The 16637-nt window shown below is 70.8% G+C and carries 10 protein-coding genes and 3 pseudogenes; 6 read left to right on the plus strand and 7 right to left on the minus strand.

Annotated features, from left to right (window positions below):
• The 5 genes and pseudogenes from G5C60_RS41370 to pgfA all read right to left on the minus strand — a co-directional run.
• Positions 1–594, minus strand: a pseudogene (locus G5C60_RS41370) (condensation protein); the annotation flags it as partial.
• Positions 591–5228 (minus strand): alpha-(1->3)-arabinofuranosyltransferase, encoded by a 4638-nt coding sequence (locus G5C60_RS41375; protein WP_165267737.1) that lies wholly within the window; start codon positions 5226–5228, stop codon positions 591–593. The pseudogene G5C60_RS41370 and the gene G5C60_RS41375, both read right to left, overlap by 4 nt.
• Complete coding sequence (locus G5C60_RS41380; protein ID WP_165267719.1) at positions 5225–6001, minus strand: class I SAM-dependent methyltransferase; 777 nt, start codon at positions 5999–6001, stop codon at positions 5225–5227. The genes G5C60_RS41375 and G5C60_RS41380 overlap by 4 nt, the downstream gene beginning before the upstream one ends.
• Complete coding sequence (locus tag G5C60_RS41385) at positions 5998–7152, minus strand: glycosyltransferase family 4 protein (RefSeq protein ID WP_165267721.1); 1155 nt, start codon at positions 7150–7152, stop codon at positions 5998–6000. The genes G5C60_RS41380 and G5C60_RS41385 overlap by 4 nt, the downstream gene beginning before the upstream one ends.
• 227 nt (positions 7153–7379) lie before the next feature.
• Positions 7380–8357: a cell envelope lipid trafficking protein PgfA gene (pgfA, locus tag G5C60_RS41390; RefSeq protein ID WP_165267723.1), complete on the minus strand. Its 978-nt coding sequence runs from the start codon at positions 8355–8357 to the stop codon at positions 7380–7382.
• A 244-nt stretch (positions 8358–8601) separates the two neighbouring features.
• Here pgfA and G5C60_RS41395 point away from each other — a divergent pair, with 244 nt between their 5' ends.
• The 5 genes from G5C60_RS41395 (at position 8602) to arfA (ending at position 13472) form a co-directional block, all read left to right on the plus strand.
• Positions 8602–8754: a hypothetical protein gene (locus tag G5C60_RS41395; protein ID WP_165267725.1), complete on the plus strand. Its 153-nt coding sequence runs from the start codon at positions 8602–8604 to the stop codon at positions 8752–8754.
• 2 nt (positions 8755–8756) lie between these two features.
• On the plus strand, positions 8757–10007 hold the full coding sequence (locus G5C60_RS41400) for a PucR-like N-terminal domain-containing protein (protein WP_165267727.1): 1251 nt from the start codon (positions 8757–8759) through the stop codon (positions 10005–10007).
• Positions 10008–10220: 213 nt separating this feature from the next.
• Complete coding sequence (locus G5C60_RS41405; RefSeq protein WP_165267729.1) at positions 10221–10994, plus strand: IclR family transcriptional regulator domain-containing protein; 774 nt, start codon at positions 10221–10223, stop codon at positions 10992–10994.
• Positions 10991–11836: an SMP-30/gluconolactonase/LRE family protein gene (locus tag G5C60_RS41410; protein WP_165267731.1), complete on the plus strand. Its 846-nt coding sequence runs from the start codon at positions 10991–10993 to the stop codon at positions 11834–11836. Before G5C60_RS41405 ends, G5C60_RS41410 begins: the two co-directional genes overlap by 4 nt.
• 121 nt (positions 11837–11957) lie before the next feature.
• Positions 11958–13472: an arabinosylfuranosidase ArfA gene (arfA, locus tag G5C60_RS41415; RefSeq protein ID WP_165267733.1), complete on the plus strand. Its 1515-nt coding sequence runs from the start codon at positions 11958–11960 to the stop codon at positions 13470–13472.
• Between the two features lie 242 nt (positions 13473–13714).
• Here the strand turns inward: arfA and G5C60_RS41420 are convergent, their stop codons facing one another.
• Together G5C60_RS41420 and G5C60_RS41425 are read right to left on the minus strand one after the other, a co-directional pair.
• Positions 13715–14965, minus strand: coding sequence for a hypothetical protein (locus tag G5C60_RS41420; protein WP_165267735.1), 1251 nt, complete (start codon positions 14963–14965; stop codon positions 13715–13717).
• A 452-nt stretch (positions 14966–15417) separates the two neighbouring features.
• Positions 15418–15876 (minus strand): annotated as a pseudogene (locus G5C60_RS41425) (GNAT family N-acetyltransferase); the annotation flags it as partial.
• A gap of 4 nt (positions 15877–15880) precedes the next feature.
• Here G5C60_RS41425 and G5C60_RS41430 point away from each other — a divergent pair.
• A pseudogene (locus G5C60_RS41430) lies at positions 15881–16309 on the plus strand (hypothetical protein); the annotation flags it as partial.
• Between the last annotated feature and the right edge of the window lie 328 nt (positions 16310–16637).

The following is a 16637-nucleotide window of genomic DNA, read 5'->3' on the forward strand; positions in this document are numbered from 1 at the left end:
GGTCCAGGAGGACGGGGTCTCGACTTCCGCGGGTGCGGCGCCTGTTGTACGGGTCGGGGGTGCGGCCGGGGCGTTGTCCCTGCCGCCGTACAGTTCGGCCGCCGTGGCGAGCACCCGCAGGCAGGCGGGGCCGTCCAGGGCGGTGTGGTTGATGGTGAGGAAGAGGACGCTGCCGTCGTCCTCGGGATCGCGTACGACCTCCAGGCGGATCGGCGGCGAGGCCGACAGCGGCGGCGCGTCGGACAGCGCCCGGTCGCGGGCGTGCTTGAGCGCGTCCCGGTCCGGGGGCGGGAACATGACCACCTCCACGTCCGGTCCTGAGGTGAGTTCCCATTCGTAGCGGCGCCGGAACCAGGGGCCTGCGGCCTCGCGCATCAGGATGCGGGGATGGCGGTGCAGGGCCTCGGTGAAGGCCGTCTTCAGGCGGGCCGGGTCGAGGTGGCCCGGCAGATGGACCTCGATGTGGACGGTCTCCGGTTCCTCCTCCTGGAGGCAGTGCCGGGCGACCTCGTCCACGACGGGGAACGGGATCCGGGCGGGTGGCCGTCCGTGCCCGTCGGTGCCGTCGCGTGCCGGGTGGTCCAGGGTGGTCATGTGGGTTCGCCTTCCCCCGTCTCTTCCTTGTCTCTCACGTCCGCGTCCTGCGGCTCCTGCGCCTCTTCGGTCTCTTCCGTCTCTTCGGGCCGTGTCGCCTTGAACTTCGGTTTGCGCAGGGGGAACCGGACGGTCGGTGGATCGGGTATCCGCTGGTCGGATCCGGGGCCCCGGGCGGAGACGGTGGGCCCGGCCTCGTGCTTCGGCGGCGTCTCGGGCCCTTCCGGCGAGGGCGATGCCTCCGCCGGCGTCCGAGGCGGCGGCAGCACTCCCGGTGCGCCCGGTCCCGGCCCCACCGGCGGAGGCCCGGCTTCGGGTGCCTCTGACGGAGACGGTATTGCGGGTGCCCCCGGCCCGTAAGCCTCCCCGCGCCGCCGCTGCGGCAACGGCGCCGTAGGCGCCTCCGATCCGGGCGGCACACCGACGCCGCCGGCGGGAGGCACGGGCAGTCCGGGCGGCACACCGACGCCGCCGGGAGGCACGGGCGCCCCGGGCGGCAGGGCCCCCTGAAGCTCCGGAGCCGCATCCCGCACCGACACCAACGCCGCGAACAGCCCGATCAGCGCCAGCAGTTGGGCCGCGGGCCCGAACGCCCCCTCGTCCTGGGAGACCGCCGTCCCCGCTCCCGTCGCGGCGGCGATCCCGGCGCCGGCGAGTGCCAGGAACGCGATCGGCACCAGCAGCGCGTGCCGCCGCCAGGCGAGCAGCGCGAGCACCGGCACCAGCAGCGCGAAGGGTCCGGCGATCACGGCACCCACCAGCGTGAGCGCGACCACGCCCAGGATCAGTCCGGGCGAGGGCGGCACCGGCGAGGGCCCGTCGGTGTTGGGCGAGCGGCGCCGGAACAGGACGAGGCCCGCGAGTGCGAGCACACCGACCCCGCCGCCGATCAGCCCGGCCTCGTACGCCACGGAGGGCTCGTACGACAGCTTCACGTTGCCGCCCTCGCCCGCCGGGATCCGCCAGCCCTGCTGCCAGCCGTCGAGCCGTACGGGATTCAGCTCGTCGCCGTTGAGCGTGGCCTTCCAGCCGTCGTTGAAGTTCTCGTACGTCGTCAGATACGAGGCCGCGCCCGAGCCGACGGTCACCTCGCGGCGGTCGCCGAGCCAGTCGCGTATCTGAAGCTCACGCTCGGCGGCGCCGGGCGTCGTGACCGTGCCGCGGGTCAGCGTCACGTCGGTGACCGCCAGCGGTCCCTCGTCGCCCGCCTCGACCCGGTGCGCACCCGAGTCGAGCGACAGCGAGGCGTCCGCCCGGCCCTCCTGGCAGAGCGTCAGCTCGATGGGCCGCCGCTCCACGAGATCCCGTACGGTCCCCGCCGCGCTCGTCTGGTACAGCTCACCGTCGACGGCCATCGTCGGACCCTGCCCGCACGGCAGGTCGAAGGTACGGGAGGCCCGGGGCTGCGGTGTGCGGTACTCGTCGAGCGCCGGGATGTACGCCTCGGTCAGGCCGACGGGCAGTTGCAGTTCCTCGTCGACGACCGGGTTGTGGACGGTCATCGGCGCGGTGTCGGTGATGGTGATGTCGAGTCGGTCCGTGGTGATCTCGGGGAAGCGGACGATGCCGTTCTCGTCGACTCCGGCGATCGCCGCGCCGTCCGGCGAGCTGATGTGCACCTCGGTGGGCCGGGTGGACAGGCCGCCCGCGGGCGCCAGGACGACCTCGTCGACGGCCTGGTCGCCCGGCCAGCGCAGATGGATCGTGGGATTGCCCCCGGCGATCCAGGCGGTGGTCAGATCGCCGTCGGTGAGGTTGCGCGGCGACAGACCGGTGCCGAGGCGGGCCGTCGAGTCGGCGGTCGCGGTGATGCGGTTCTGCTGGTCGGGCGCGACCTGGTACAGCAGCTCGTCGAATGCGCCGCCCGGGACCGGGACCGCGCTCGCCTTCACCTCGTACGTACCCGCCGCCTCGGAGGTCCAGCGGCGGTGCAGGCCCGCCTCCGTGCCCGTCGGCGAGAACCCGCCCGGGTCGGTCGCCCGGTGCAGCGAGACGACCTCGGCGGCGGCGTCGGTGCGCTCGGCGTCCTTCGGCAGCCGCAGCATGCGGGTCACCTGGACGTCGGGGATGCTGATCTCGGAGAACCCGGCACCGGTGAGACCGGAATGCCGGGCCACCGAGTCCAGGATCGTGATCCGCAGCCAGCTCGTCTCCCCGGCAGGGGCCTTGATCCGCTGCCGCATGCCGTTGGTCTGGAGGTAACTGGTCTCCGAGCCGCGTTCGGTCTCCACCCGCACCCGGGTCGGCGCCGAGCGCACATCGTCCTGCGGCAGCGGTGTGACCCGGATCGACGACGGGATGTCCGTCTCCTCCGTGAAGCCGATCCGCAGCCACTGCCCGTTCGCCGAGCCCGCCGCGCCCTCGGCCCACGCCGTGTCCGGATTGCCGTCGAAGGCGTTCACCGGGTCGTACTGCGGCAGATGGAACAGCCAGTTGCCGCTCGACGAAGCCGTCACCGAGCGGGCGCCGCGCAGCTCGGCCACCGTCTGGTGATCGATGCCCTCCGTCGGCAGGATCTGGCGCGGCTTGTCGCCGGCGTCCTGGAAGCTGCCGGAGTGATTGCGTTCGTCGCGGGTGTACGTGTACGAGGTGTTGGCGTTGACGAGGCCGAACCGGGTGTCGGCGCGCCGCAGCCCGTCACCCACGACCTGGAGCGGGGGAGTGCCGAGCCCGGGGTGGTTGTCGCCGGTGAGCACCGCGGCCCGGTCCCGCATCGCCGGATCGGCGGACATCGGCAGCAGTGCCTCGGGTCCGCCGGATACGACGGCCGTGTCGGCGACCGCCTTCAGTCCGGCCTGCCCGGGCCGCGGCACGTCCTCGCTCGCCGGCTCGTAGATCTCGACGGCGCGCTGCCGCGGATACAGCCCCTCGATCTGCACCGGCGTGTTCTCCGGGATCCGGCCGCCCGTCATCAGCGGACCGAAGCCGGTCACCCGCCGGAAGCCCGACTCCTCCAGGGTGCGCTTCACGGTCGTGGTCGGTACGTAGCCCATCTGGTCGGGGTCGAGATCGTTGCGTACGACGACGTAGTGCAGCCCGGCCCGGCTCAGGTAGTCGGCCAGGCCCGGGACTTCACCGCCCGTCGTCAGCGCCTGCTCGACCGCGTCCATGGCGCGCCGGTTGCCCGCGGTGCCGAACGGCACATAGTCCCGCTGGGCCCAGCGGGACTCGGCGAGGACGTCGAGGGGCTGGTCGATGGGGGAGCCCCAGGTGTAGATGCCGTGCGCGGTGGCGGGGACGACGAGGGCGCGGGAGTCGGGCGAGTACCGCTCCAGCCAGTCGGCCGTGGACTGCCAGTACTTGGGCAGCTCCTGGAACGAACCCGGGCTCAGGATCGACCCGTTGAGGTACGGCCACGCGAGCCCGGGGAGCACGAGGATCGCCGCGATCAGCGGGGCGAGCCGACGGCCGCGTACGGGACGGGCGCCCCGCGTCTGCGAGGCGACCCCGACCAGATGCATCAGCCCGAAGGCGAACGCGAGGGCCAGGCCCGTCTGGAACTTGTAGATGTTGCGGAAGGGCGCGAGCCCGCCGTCCAGCCAGCCCTGAACGGTCTCGTGGAAGGGCGCGCCGAACGAACCGCCGTACCCGGCAAGGGTGATCAGCGCTGCCACGAGCACCGTCAGCACCAGCCAGCGCCGCTCGGGCAGATCGCGGCGGGCAAGCCCGGCGAGACCGAGGGCGGCCGCGAGGGCCGAGCAGACGATCACGATCACCGAGGACGCGACGGTCCAGCCCGCGGGCAGCCACGCCTCGCCGAAGTTCAGATAGGCCACCCAGTTGCCGGCGCCTCGCAGGCTCTCCGTCGCCGACATGGTGGCCGTCGTGGTCTGTGAACTCTCCACGTACGGAAGGAAGTTCTCGCCGTAGATCCCGAGCAGCAGCAGCGGGATCACCCACCAGGCCGTCGCCAGGATCACCCCCGGCACCCACCAGGCGATCAGCTTGCGCTGCCGGGGGCCACGGGTCCTGGAGAGGAGATAGAGCCCGACCGGAAGCAGAGAGGCCAGGGTTGCCGCCGCGTTCACGCCGCCCATGAAGGGGATGATCAGCGCCGAGCGCAGGGCGGCGACCCGGGCGCTGTAGCGTTCGTTGGTCAGCGGCAGCAGCACCCACGGCAGGAACGCGCCGGGCAGCGCCGCCGCCGAGGTCGAGCCGACCACGATCGTGAATACCGGCCACAGCGCGTACACCATCGCGCCGAGCAGCCGGGAGGCGTTGCTGCCGATGCCGAGCCGCTCGGCCAGCCGCAGCGCGCCCCAGAAGGCGACCGACACGACGAGCGACAGCCACAGCCGCTCGGCCAGCCACACCGGGATGTTGAGCAGCTCGCACAGCGCGTAGTACGGCAGCATCGGGAAGGCGTAGCCGATGTACTGGTCCGCGATACCGCCGAAGCCGCCCCGGTCGTGCCACAGCTGACCGAGATCGGACATGAACTGCCACGGATCGACCGCGACCCCGAGTTTCGTCTCGAAGGTCTGCCGGCCCGGCTCCACGGCCAGGAACAGCACGAACACCACGGCCCAGAACCCCAGCAGCCATCGCCGCGACCGCGGCCCCTCAGGGGGGTCGGGTACGGGGGCGAGGGGACGCGTAGGCGCCGGGGGAGGGGCCTGGACCGTGCTGGTCATGGACACCGCCGGAGGATGAGGAGGAGATTCCAGGTGGCGAACTCGCGCAGTCCCGGCGCCTTCACGACGGTCTCCGCGAGAAACGGCCAGTAGCGGGAGCGCGCCGAGACGACCGTGACGTCGTCCCTGGCGCGCACCTGCCGCAGGGTGGTTCCGATGTGTACGGCGAAGAGGTTCTCGCCGAGGGTGTGCTTGGCGTCTTTGCCGGTACGCCGCCGGTAGCGGGCCCGTGCCCGCTCGGCGCCGAAGTAGTGCCAGGGCGCCCACTCGTGACCGCCCCACGGGGACAGCCAGTTGGTGAACGACACGTAGATCAGGCCGCCGGGCCGGGTGACCCGCACCATCTCGCTGAGGAAGGTCTGCGGATCGGCGACATGCTCCAGGACGTTGGAGGAGAAGCAGACGTCGGCGACGCCGTCCGCCAGCGGCAGCAGATACCCGTCCGCGACGACCGCCCCCTCGGGCGGCTTCTCGCCGAGCTCTCCCACGTCCGGTTCGAAGAGGTAGGCGCTGGCGCCGCGCCGCCGGAACTCCTCGGTGAACCAGCCGCCCCCGCCGCCGACGTCCACGACGGTCCGGCCCTTCACCGGCCCGTCGTACGCCTCCACCTGGTCGGCGGCATCCCGCGCGAGCAGCGAGTAGCAGCCTTCCGGGTCGTCCTGCTCATGGCGGAAGGCGCGGAAAAGGGCGAGGGAGCGGCGCAGGGAAGGGTCCTTCAGACCCGTCCCCGTACCTCTGCCTCGGCCTCCGCCGGTACCAGGGGGTGCGGTCATGGCTGCCAGCTCCTCACCGCCTCCGCCGCCACCGCGCGGAACTGACGGACAGTGCGGTGCCAGCGGTACTGGGCGGCACGTTCGCGGGCCGCCTTGCCCATCAGGGTGCGGCGCTCGCCGGACAGGGCGAGGGTGCACCAGGCCGCCGCGAACGACGACTCGCCGCGGGCCAGCAGTCCGGTCTCGCCGTCCACGATCGAGTCACGCAGACCCGGTACGTCGAAGGCGATGGCCGGGGTCTCGCGGGCCGCCGCCTCGGTCACGACCAGGCCCCAGCCCTCGACGGCCGAGGGGTGCAGCAGCATCCAGGCGGCGCAGAGCAGTCGGTGCTTCTCGGCTTCGGAGACATGGCCCCTGAACTCGACGCCGGGGCCCGCGAGTTGTTGCAGGCGCTCCCGTTCGGGGCCGTCGCCGACGATCACCAGACGGCCGCCGGTGACCGGGCGGACCCGCTCCCACAGCCGCAGCAGCAGATCGATCCGCTTGTACTCGACGAGCCGTCCCATCGCCAGGAACAGCGGCTCCGGCGAGCGCTCGGCCCGCGGGCCCGGCTCCTCCACGCCGTTGTGGACGACCCGGATGCGTTCGCGCTGGACCCCGATCGCGCGCAGCGCGTGTGCCGTCGACGGGGAGACGGCGACCATCAGATTGCGGCGCTGTGGCGCGCCGGCGAGAGCCCAGTGCTCAAGTCTTCGGCCGAGGCGGGCGGCGGGCGCCAGCGGCCCGCCGAACCGCATCCGCCACAGATCGGTGTGCACATGGTTGACCAGACACAGCGTCGGGCCGCGATGCCACAGCGGTGCCAGATACGGCATGCCGTTGCAGACCTCGACCAGCAGATCGCAGTCGCCGACCTGGCGCTGGAACGCCGAGCGGGCGCGCAGATAGTGGCCGAGGTCGCCGCCCGCCGACACGACTCGGTAGTCGCGGTACGCCGCCGGGCCGCCGCACAGCAGGGTGACCTGGTGGCCGAGATGGGTCAGCCCCTCGGCGAGTCTGTCGACGAGGAGTTCGGAGCCGCCCGCGGCCGCGTTGCCGAAGTCACGACGGGCGAGGAAGACAATGCGGCGCGGCTGTGGGGGAAGCGCCGCAGGACGCTGCGCGGTGCGGGGGAAGGCTGCGCGCAGCGACGAAGGCACGTGCTGGGGCATAGGTGCTCCAACTCGTCTCAGGGTGCGGAACCAGCGTGGGGGGTATGGCTCGGTGCGGGTTGTCCGGCAAGTGCACGCGGTGCGGATATGTGTGGTTTGTGGGAACCGGCTGTGGTGACGGTGTGGTCAGGCTGTGCTTGGGTGGGGGTGGATAGTTTTCGCCCACCGGTTCGATGCTGCTACTCACCGAGGTGACAAATTCCGGGCTTTATCCAGCTGACGTCTCATCACATTGTGAGCGGCTGCTGGGAGGACTCGGGCGTTTCGGGATGCGGACGCCCGCGTACCACCAAAACGACCCCCACAAGTGCGAGTACGCCTCCCGCCACACCCGCCCCTACCGGCAACGTCTGCCCCACCATGCGCAGTTGACTGCTGTCCGTGTCGGCGAGTTCCACCTGCTGCTTCTGTGTCTCAGGAGTGAAGGCGATGCGCTTGCTGTCCAGCAGAACCGCGGCGTCCTTGTCGGAACCGGGCGCCCGCAGCGTCTGCCGGATACCGGTCGCGGCGTAGATGATCCGGCCCGTGCGCTGGTCGGCGACCAGCTCGACGCCGTGGTTGGAGTACCACTCCTCGGCGAGCACCTGGCTGCGGTCGGGCTCGTCCACGATGGTGCCCGGCACCAGCCGGGTGCCGTTCTTGGTGGGCGGCACGGTGGCGGTGAACCGAAGGCCCTCGTAGCCCTGGATCTTCTTCGTGCCCCGGTAATCGAGCGTGATCGTCGAGCCGAGGATGCTGTCCCACCAGCGGTAATCGCGTTTCTCCACGTCGAAGGGGAACTTCAGATACGCCTCGCCCTCGAAGTACGGCTCCTCCTGGCAGCAGTGCACCGGCGCGTTCGTCCTGCGGTCGGTCACCCAGCGCTCCAGCGTCCACCGCAGCGCGTCGTGCGGGTCCGCCGCGGGCAGCGACTTGTCGGTGTCGAGGGTCGTGGACACGTCCCAGATCGCCCGGCCGCTCTTCTCGCTGTCGGAGACGTCGCCGCGGACCTGGCGGGTGATGGTGATCTTCTTGTCGTGGACGGTCTCGATCTCGTCCGTGTCGAAATAGCTGCCCGTGCCGGTGAACACGGTCTTGGTGTCGATATCGATCGGATTGCGCTTGGCACGTGGTTCGACATACCAGGCGAGAAGGGGCGCCAGGACGAGCATGAACACGCCCAAGCCCAGCAGGACCAGCGACAACGGTGAGGCGGTACGGCGCATCCAGCACTCCAGAGGCTTGTGGTGACACGGCACAGGAATGTGCCGACACAGTGGGGGAGGGTGCACATGCGGTATGGGCCGGGAACCGTAGGCGCACCCTTGACGAAGTGTCAATGCATTGCCGAGACTGTTCCCTTGCCGGAGGGAGCCGGCTGGGGCGTCTGAAAGGGCAGGCACCGCACGAGCACATGGTGCGGGTGACCGCGGTGGGGACCGCCTTTCGACAGAGAGGGCTGACCCTGCGATGCCCAGACTGCTTGCCGCACTGCTGACCGTCGCCGCCGCCGCCGTGCTCGCCGTCGGCGCCGCCCTCGGCATCGTCGCGCTGCTGAACGCGACTCCCGACCAGCCGAACACCCCACTGATCACGTACGAGACGGCCGGCCGGGAGCGCTGACCATGGCGCTCCGCCCCGTAACCACCGGAACCATCACCGTGCGCTCGGCCTGGCGTGACGTACCACGCCTCCAGGTCCGGCAGTTCGCGGCCATCGCCATGGCCGAAGCGCCCGACCTCGCCGAGGAGATCCTGCGGGAGATCCGCCGCGAGTATCCCCATCTGCCCGTCGTGCTCGACGACTCCGGCGAGCCCATGGCGCTGATCGGCATCCGCCGGGCCATCGAGGTCTTCGTCCAGCACCTGGAGACCGCCGAGGGCCGCCCGCGCGTCCACCCCGAGGTCTTCCAGGAGTTCGGCCGCGGCGAGGGCATGCACGGCCGCAGCCTCGACTCGCTCCAGGCGATCTACCGGCTCGGGGTACGTCTCGCCTGGCGCCGTTTCGCCGAGATCGGGCAGCGCGTGGAGATCCCGCCGCCCGCGATGTACGAGCTGGTCGACGCCGGCTACGAGTACCTGGACGGGCTCGTCGACCAGTCCGTACGCGGCTACGCCGAGGCCGCGGCCCGGCAGGCCGGGGAACGGCTCCGCCTCCAGCGCGGGCTCATGGAGCTGCTGTTCGCCGAGCACCACAGGGGCGATCCGGCCGAGGCGCTCGCCGAACGGGCCGCACGCATCGGCTGGCCGCTGCCCGGCAAGGTCGCGGTGGGCGTACTGCTGCGGCCCGCCCGGGAGGCCGTCGCCCCCGCCGTCGGACAGGGCGTACTGCTGGACATGGAGTGCGAACAGCCCCGGATGGTCGTGCCCGACCCGGACGCCGCCGGACGGCCCGAGCTGCTGCGGCGCGCGATGACCGGGTGGGCCGGCGCGATCGGTCCGCCGGTACCGCTCGCCGACGCCGCGAAGTCGCTGCGCTGGGCGGATGCGGCGGTACGGCTGATGGAGCGCGGGCTGTTGCCCTCCGGGGACGTCCTGTACTGCACGGAACACACGGAGGCGCTGGTTCTCCTCCAGCCGGAGGAACTGATCGACGACCTGGCGCGGCGGTGCCTGGCGCCGCTCGCCCACTGCGGGCCCACGCATGGGCGGCGGCTGGCGGAGACGTTACTGGCGTGGCTGGAGACGCGGGGTGGTGCGCCTGAGGTGGCCGCCCGCCTCGGAGTCCACCCCCAAACGGTGCGGTATCGCCTTCGGCAGATCCGCGAACTGTGGGGCGACGAGGTCGATGACCCGGATCGTCGCTTCGAGCTGGAGCTGGTGCTGCGGGCGCAGCGGCTCCGGGGGGAGCTGGGGGATCCGCGGGCTCGGCGCTGAGCGCTCGCGCCCCTTTTAGGGGCGCGGGGAACTGCGCGACAAGCCACGACGAACCCGCAGCTTTGAAGGGCACCCAGCGGGGCGTGCCCGTGTTTGCCCTGCTCAGGCGGCTGCGATCGCCTGCCCATTGCCCGACGAAACCCACTATGAGTAGCCTGTGTTCGTCATGCCGATCGTCTGTTGAAATATCGAACACTAGGGAGGGGGCCGGTCGTGGGACGTCTCGTACCAGCCGTGACCCGGGCTCTCGACATTCTCGAGCTCTTTCTCGACGGGGACGGAACACTGTCCGCCCCCGACATAGTGCGCCGGCTCCAGCTGCCGCGCACCACCGTGCACGAGCTGGTGACCACGCTCGCCGCCCGCTCGTACATCGTGCAGGTGCCCGGCCAGCCGGGACGCTACCGCCTCGGCGTGCGCCCGTATCAGCTCGGCAGCCGGTACGCCGAGCAGCTGGACCTCGCCGCCGAGGGCCAGCAGGTGGCCCGGACCGTCGCGGAGACCTGCGACGAGACCGTGCACGTGGCGATCCTGGAGGGCACGGACGTCATCTACATCGCCAAGGTCGACTCCACGCACGCCGTGCGCATGGTGTCCGCCGCGGGCCGCCGGCTCCCCGCACACTGCACCTCCGTGGGCAAGATGCTGCTCGCCTCGCTCTCCGAGCCCGAGCTGACCTCGCGGATCCCGGAGGACGCCAAGCTCGCCGCGATGACCCCCAACAGCATCACCGACCCGGCCGCCCTGCGCGAGGCCCTCAACGAGATCCGCGGCCGGGGCGTCGCCGTGGAGAGCCGTGAGTCGAACCCCGACGTCAGCTGCGTCGCCGCACCCGTGCGCGACCGCACGGGCCAGGTCGTCGCGGCGCTCTCCATCTCCGTACCGATGATCCGCTGGAGCGACGATCGCCGCGTCGAGCTGGAGCAGCTCGCCGCCAAGGGCGCCGCCGAACTGTCGGAGCGGCTCGGCCACCGGAGCGTGGCATGACGGTGGAAGTGGCCATACGCGAGTACGCCGCCCTGGGCGAGGGCCCGACCTGGGACGCCGACACCCAGCGGCTGATCTGGGTCGACATCCTCGGCTCCAGGGTCCACACGTACGAGCCCGCCTCCGGCCGCCGTACGGTCATGGCGACCGAGCAGCACGTGGGCGCCGCCAAGCCACGCGCGGGCGGCGGCGGCCTGGTCCTCAACCTCCGGGACGGCGTGGCACTCCACGGCCCCGACGGGTTCCGGTGGCTGCACCGGGAGGTCGTCCCCGGGCGCCGCGGCAACGACGCGGCGGTCGCACCCGACGGCTCACTGTGGGCGGGCACGATGCGCTACGACGAGGCACCGGGCGGCGGCGCCCTCTCCCGTATCACCGCCGACGGCACGGCGGAGGTCGTCCTCGACGACGTGGCCGTCAGCAACGGCACGGGCTGGAGCCCCGACGGACGCCTCATGTACTACATCGACTCGCCTACGCGCCGTATCGACGTCTTCGACGTCGGGGGCGACCAACGGCCGGTCAACCGGCGCCAGTTGGCGGCCATCGAGGACGGCGCCGGCTTCCCCGACGGCCTCACCGTCGACGCCGACGGCAGCGTCTGGGTGGCCCTCTGGGACGGCGCCGCCGTCCGCCGCTACACCCCCTCCGGCGAGCTGGACCGCGTGATCCCGCTCCCCACCCGCCGCCCCACGGCCTGCGCCTTCGGCGGCCCCGACCTGACCGACCTGTACATCACCACGGCCCGTACGGGTCTGGAGGCGCCGCATCCGATGTCCGGCTCGGTGCTGGTGGTGCCGGGCGCGGGGAAGGGGCTGGCGCAGCCCGCGTTCGCCGGATAGCGACTCCTGGCAGACGGCCGACTCCCGCGAAGTCTCCTGATGTCTCCGTCCCGCTGTTCCCGTCCCGATGTCCCCGTCCAGCCGCTGGACGGGGACATCGTTTTCTGCCCGAAAGGAAAGCATGGACACCGCCCGCTTCACCCTCGACCCCGCCTTCACGATCGGGAAGGTCAACCCTCGACTCTTCGGCTCCTTCGTCGAGCACCTGGGCCGCTGCGTCTACACCGGCATCTACGAACCGAGCCACCCCACCGCCGACGAAGACGGCATCCGAACCGACGTCCTGGACCTGGTCCGCGAACTCGGCGCAACAGCCATCCGCTACCCCGGCGGCAACTTCGTATCCGGCTACAAATGGGAGGACTCGGTGGGCCCCGCGGACGACCGCTCCCGCCGCCTCGACCTCGCCTGGCACTCGACCGAGACCAACCGCTTCGGTCTCTCCGAATACATCGCCTTCCTCCGCAAGGTCGGCCCCCAGGCAGAGCCCATGATGGCGGTCAACCTCGGCACCCGCGGCGTCGCCGAGGCCCTGGAACTCCAGGAGTACGCCAACCACACCTCCGGCACCGCACTCGCGGAGAAGCGCATCGCCCACGGCGACAAGGACCCCTTCGGCATCAAACTCTGGTGCCTCGGCAACGAGATGGACGGCCCCTGGCAGACGGGCCACAAGACGGCGGAGGAGTACGGCCGTATCGCCGCCGAGACGGCCCGCGCGATGCGCCAGCTCGACCCGGCCGTCGAGCTGGTCGCCTGCGGCTCCTCCAGCCAGGGCATGCCGACGTTCGCCGAGTGGGAGGCGACGGTCCTCGAGGAGACGTACGACCTGGTCGACTACATCTCTCTCCACGCCTACTACTGGCCGGAGGACGGTGACATCGACTCCTTCCTCGCCTCCGCCGTCGACATGGAGTCCTTCATCGACAACGTCGTCGCGACCGCCGACCACGTGGGCGCGAAGCTCAAGTCGAAGAAGCGGATCAATCTGTCCTTCGACGAGTGGAACGTCTGGTACCTGCCCAAGTGGGAGGAGCACGCGAAGACGTTCGAGCAGGACGACTGGCCCGAGGCTCCCCGCCTCCTGGAGGACAACTACTCCGTCACCGACGCCGTCGTCTTCGGCTCGCTCCTCATCGCGCTGCTCCGTCACGCGGACCGCGTGACCGTGGCCTGCCTCGCCCAGCTCGTCAACGTCATCGCCCCGATCATGACCGAGCCGGGCGGCCCGGCCTGGCGCCAGACGACGTTCTTCCCCTTCGCACAGGCCTCGCGGTACGGACGCGGCCAGGTCCTCGACGTACGGGTCGACTCACCGACGTACGAGACGAAGAAGTACGGCGAGACCGACCTGCTGCACGCCACGGCCGTACGGGCGGAGGACGGCTCGGTGACGGTCTTCGCGGTCAACCGCAGCCGTACGGAGGCTCTTCCCCTCCAAATAGCCTTGAACGGGCTGGAGTTGACCTCCCTGGTCCAGCACAGCGCACTCGCGGACGCCGACCCCGACGCCCGCAACACCCTCGACAACCCGGACCGCGTAACCCCGCACCCCGTCGACGGCACCACCCTCCAGGACGGCACACTGAACGCCGTCCTGGAGCCCTTGTCCTGGAACGTGATCCGGCTTCGCTAGGGCCTGTTCTGAGTCCGGATCACAATCAGGGCGTTTCCTTTCGTTCGGTCTTCGGCTGGTAGCACGGTTGTAGGACGCGTGGCGAGCTGACCGATGGTGAATGGGAGCTGATCGAGGTTCCGTACCGGCAGCCCCTGGCGGGACGTGCCGGAGAGCTACGCCGCTGGACCCCACCTGCGCGGATCCATGCTCTGGCTACGCAGCCTGCCGACCACTCCGTGATCCAAAACTCAGAACAGGTCTTAGATGACCAAGAGTCTGCGGTAGCGCCGAAGGACAGGTGCGTCGGCGTCACCGTCCACCACGATCGCCAGCCTTCCCCGCCGGGTCCGGCTCTGCGCCGCGGCCGCCGCGAACTGTTCGACCGTGCCGAAGACCACGTTCGCGCGATAGGCGGGATCTGGCGCATCGGTAGCATCCGGTGTCGCGGCCAGCAGGCCGGTGGCAAGTTTCCAGGGCGCCAGGTGCGGCGTCCACCGGGCGTGCAGCCCGGCCGGGTTAGCGGTCATGACGTGAGTGCCCTCGCCAGGGTCGTCCTTACCTGCCGTGAACGACGGGATCGCGTGCACGATGGCGATCATCAACAGCGCCTCTTCACGGTCCTCGGTACCGAGCGCCGCCAGTGGGCGGCCGTCGCCGGTGCACGCCGCTTTCGCTGCCGCCGTGACCCGCGTGGCCGACTCAGTCCCGGTGCGGTCACGTACGCCCGTCCCCAACACGTCGAGGAGCCCCGCGCGAATCTCCTTGAGCATGTCGTCCTCGCGCAGCACCTGGACCGGCGGCGCGTGCAGCAGCTCGGCCGTGCCGAGGGCGACCTGACGATTGCTCATCGCGGTGAACAGTTCCTCCCCCGACGCCCCGGAACCGGGGAGAAGCACGGTCGTGACGCCGATCAGGAGCCGGTCGATGGACTGGAGCCGACGCACAGCCGGGGCCGCGGGATCCGCCCCGCAGTGCCACGAGTACCCCGGAAGACTGAACGGGTTGTCGAGGTCGACCGACAGCCGGTCATGACGCAGCATCGCGGTCATCCCGGGCGTCAACGGGACGATGTCACGGATGAGTTCGTCATCGGACCGGTCCACAAAGTCCGTTACCATGCCGAACTCCTCGAAGTGGTCCATGGTGCCGACCCGCCAGCCGTCGCCGTCGGGCAGGAGCGGCGCACCCTCACACCACGGGTTGATCAGGAAAAGCGGGAGATCATCCGGAAGCAGCATCACCGAGGCCCGCCAGCTCATCGTCGGCACCCCGGCCAGGCTCAGCTCCGGGGCGTACTCCCAAGGAGTCGACAGACAGCGTCGGTGGTGCAACATGGCGTTGGCCACGTCGCCGTGGTCCCGTACGCCGAGCACGGGAGTGCTGAAGCGGCCGAACGCGCTGTTACAGGTCTGGCAGTCGATCGCCCAGAGATTCCTGCGGAGATCCGCCAGCACCTGCTCACCGAGCCGGCTCCGAACGACCGGATCGACCGCTACCTTCCGCAGTGCCACGTTCTCACCCCACTGATCCGACATGGAAGGGCCATCGCCGTCACGACCGTGCGCGGGACGCCGACCAGAGAAGCGGCGACCGGGACCGGTCTCGAACCACTATGGCGAAAGCGTGGCGGGAGGGGTCCCAAGCGTCGGCCGGTACGTTCCGGAACGGGGTGCCGGGCGGACCGAGGAGGGATACCGGAGGGCATATCGCCGCAGGTTCCGGTCCGCGGATCCATACCCGGGCAGGACGGCCGCGCGGCGGCAGAGGCTCCTCGTGCGGAGGCGTGGGGGAGGGCCACGCCTGACGGGCCCACGACGACCCCTGTCCCTCCGAAAGCGTGAACAACCAGGGGGAGTTTGCCCTTCAGGCGCTCAGACGAGCGATGCGTGAACGCCACGGGGAGAAATGCTCACGCCGTGGGGCTCAGCACCCCTGGGCTCCACCACCGCAACACCACATCTCTTCAGGCCCTTTGGGGGGGGGCAGCAGCCCATTCGCTGTCGAGCATGGCGTGGACGACGGAGTCACGCCACCGGCCGGCCTTGAAGATGTGCTCACGGACGGTCCCCTCCTCGACCATGCCCGCGGCTGCCATGGTTCTCGCCGATGCCTCGTTGAGCGGGGAACGTGCTCCCCAGATGCGGTGAAGGCCCAGCTCCTCGAACCCGAGGCCGAGGAGGAGCCGCACGGTCTCGAGCCCGTAGCCGACTCCCCAGGCATCGGGGTGCAGAACGAAGCCCATAGTGGCGCCGCGCTGCTGATGTGGGTCGGTGGCCAGGCGGCCGGATCCGATCAGCTCGCCGGTTTTCCGTTCGACGACGGCGAGTTGGTACTCGGCGCGAGGGGTCGCGGTGGCGGAGGCGATCGACCGGGACACGACTTCCGCGACCTGCTCACGGGTGCGCGGTTCGAACGACAGGTGCGGTCAGACCGGCACCGCGTGGCGCTACTGGGATCAGGCCCGCGCCATGGCAGACCGGCTCCCGGGGGAGTACTACCACCCTGTGACGTCGTTCTCCCGCGCCATCATGGGCGCGCATGCGGTCACCGTCGCCGTGGAACTCCACCAGGGCGGCGAGTCCGTACGGCAGGCCGCCGCCGCTGACGCTGTCACGATCCCGTCCAGGCCACGCCGGGCCCGGCACCGCATCGAGGAAGCCCGCGGGTACCACCTCGACGGGCAGCCGGAGGCGGCGCTCGCCACGCTGAGCCAGGCGCACGAGGCCGCTCCGGAGACGATCAGGTACAACGGCTACGCCAAGCGGATCGTCTTCGAAGAAGCCGAGTCGAAGAGCCCGGCCCGTCGGCGTCGAGCGTCCGAACTGCCTGTGAAGCTCGGGCTGTTGGCAGCGTGACCGTGCGGGCACAATCTGTGCCCCTGCTTCACTTCCACTGCTCCTACGGTCGAAGACCGCAAGTCCCCGGGACCGCTCGCAGCGCGGTCCCGGGGGACGGCCGACCTGATAGGAGCGGATCGACAATGCGCCTTGCGGCACGGGTACTTGCCTGGGGCAGAGCGGTGCTCTTCGGACCGCCCGCACCCAGTCCCGAACCGGGGCAAACCGTGCCCAGGGCGGGCCTGGAGATCAGTCCGAGCAACCTGGGCCTGCCGGTACTGCCGATTCACGGCCCGTCGCCCCGAGCATGGAGCACCACCCCTTCCGGACCCCACCGCCGCAAGGC

This window comes from Streptomyces scabichelini, from assembly GCF_011045015.1.
GTDB lineage: Bacteria > Actinomycetota > Actinomycetes > Streptomycetales > Streptomycetaceae > Streptomyces > Streptomyces scabichelini.

Coding starts and splice junctions, on each gene's coding strand:
- G5C60_RS41375 (WP_165267737.1), bottom strand. CDS start 5,228: ATGACCAGCACGGTCCAGGCCCCTCCCCCGGCGCCTACGCGTCCCCTC.
- G5C60_RS41380 (WP_165267719.1), bottom strand. CDS start 6,001: ATGACCGCACCCCCTGGTACCGGCGGAGGCCGAGGCAGAGGTACGGGG.
- G5C60_RS41385 (WP_165267721.1), bottom strand. CDS start 7,152: ATGCCCCAGCACGTGCCTTCGTCGCTGCGCGCAGCCTTCCCCCGCACC.
- pgfA (WP_165267723.1), bottom strand. CDS start 8,357: ATGCGCCGTACCGCCTCACCGTTGTCGCTGGTCCTGCTGGGCTTGGGC.
- G5C60_RS41395 (WP_165267725.1), top strand. CDS start 8,602: ATGCCCAGACTGCTTGCCGCACTGCTGACCGTCGCCGCCGCCGCCGTG.
- G5C60_RS41400 (WP_165267727.1), top strand. CDS start 8,757: ATGGCGCTCCGCCCCGTAACCACCGGAACCATCACCGTGCGCTCGGCC.
- G5C60_RS41410 (WP_165267731.1), top strand. CDS start 10,991: ATGACGGTGGAAGTGGCCATACGCGAGTACGCCGCCCTGGGCGAGGGC.
- arfA (WP_165267733.1), top strand. CDS start 11,958: ATGGACACCGCCCGCTTCACCCTCGACCCCGCCTTCACGATCGGGAAG.